This is a genomic window from Vibrio sp. Vb1755, from assembly GCF_033338635.1.
GTDB lineage: Bacteria > Pseudomonadota > Gammaproteobacteria > Enterobacterales > Vibrionaceae > Vibrio > Vibrio alginolyticus.
The window spans coordinates 1-1556 of sequence record NZ_JAWOTA010000107.1; the positions used below are offsets into that span (position 1 = coordinate 1).

The window sequence follows — 1556 nt, forward strand, 5'->3', positions numbered from 1 at the left end:
CATCGACGTTGATTGGACTTGTCTTAATCATCAGTGGTTTGGTCATCCAACAGGTGACTTGGGGTAAAAAAGCCAAGGCGGCGAACGCATCGCAATAGTTGGTCATACCCGAAAAACCTAGGACAATATGAAAACGGAGAAATGAAATGAGTTGGATAAAAAAGAGAGCTCGCTAACATTTTATTGATCGAAAGTGCCTTCAGTCGCTTGGAATTGTTCAAGCGTTGGATACGATATAACCAAAGCCCAGCCGCCTAACACGGCGACATTCCTATAAATATTTGTGGGCACTTCAGGATACTTTACTAATTATGTTTCGCTTCGCTATTCCTTCACCGTTGATGACTGACTGGCAACACGCTCTGCAGCAATGCTGTGATGCCACTCAAGCTCAGGGACAACTTTATACCCTGAGCTACACCAAACAATGGCTATCCAGTGAGGTATCCACCTCGCCACAAAATCACCGCGCCATCGTGGCGATGATTGAGCAAAACTGCGCGCAATTTTCCGCGCCGCACTTTGACGTAGTTTGCTCACAATTTGATGATGAAAACCTGAGCCTGTGCCCAGTATGGCTACCGAATGAGGAGCTGTTTGCCGTTGTGACGTTGACGCACTCAACGCAGCAAAAGCAAACCGTTTCTGCGTGGCTGAGCGCACTGGCAGGCCGCATCAGTTTTGATGTTAGCCAGCATTATCATCAAGAGCTCAAACGTCATCACTCACACGCCAACAAGCCACTACCAACGCTGCAAGAATTCATCGATTGTCTGGATGACCACATCTGGATCAAAACCACCGATGGTCTGTACGCCATGACTAACCGCAGCGTGGAACAGGCGTGGAAAAAGTCTAACGATGACATTGTCGGGAAGAACGACTTTGACCTTTTCAGCGCCGAGCGCGCGGAAAAATTCATTGATGCCGACCGATTAGTGGTCGCCACTGGCACACAGAACATCGTTGAAGAGTGTCGCCAAATTGATGAAAACAACAACCCAACTTGGCTGGAAACCATCAAATCACCGGTACGAAATCAGGCCGGTGACCTGATCGGCATTTTGGGCATGACGCGCAACATTACCCGTCGCAAGATGGTGGAAACGCAATTGTCGTTGGCGTCGAAAATCTTCAACAACTCGCAAGAAGGTATGGTCATTACCGACAGCAATGCCAACATCATTGATGTCAACAACGCGTTCTCGCAGATCACCGGATTCAGCGCCGAAGAAGTGATTGGGAAGAACCCGAACATCCTCCGCTCTGGGCACCATGATGATGCTTTTTACCAACAACTTTGGCAGCAGCTTGAAACCAAAGGCCAATGGAAAGGCGAGTTTATCAACCGCAAACGTGATGGCAGCATTTACCCGCAATTAGCCACTATTAGCGCGGTAATGGATGACAAAAACCACCTAATTAACTACATCTGTGTGTTTGAGGACATCTCCGTGCGCAAAGCGCACGAAGAGAAACTGCAACGCATGGCGTTTTATGACCCGTTGACCAACTTGCCCAACCGAACCCATTTGATCAGCTTGTTGGAACAGCAC

At 48.4% G+C, this 1556-nt stretch carries 1 protein-coding gene and 1 pseudogene; both read left to right on the forward strand.

Features of this window, described 5'->3' with window-relative positions; translation table 11 throughout:
* Positions 1–98: pseudogene (locus R7E00_RS22990) on the forward strand (EamA/RhaT family transporter); the annotation flags it as partial.
* Between the two features lie 213 nt (positions 99–311).
* Positions 312–1556: PAS domain S-box protein (locus tag R7E00_RS22995; protein ID WP_318124533.1), on the forward strand; the 1245-nt coding region annotated here is incomplete at its 3' end.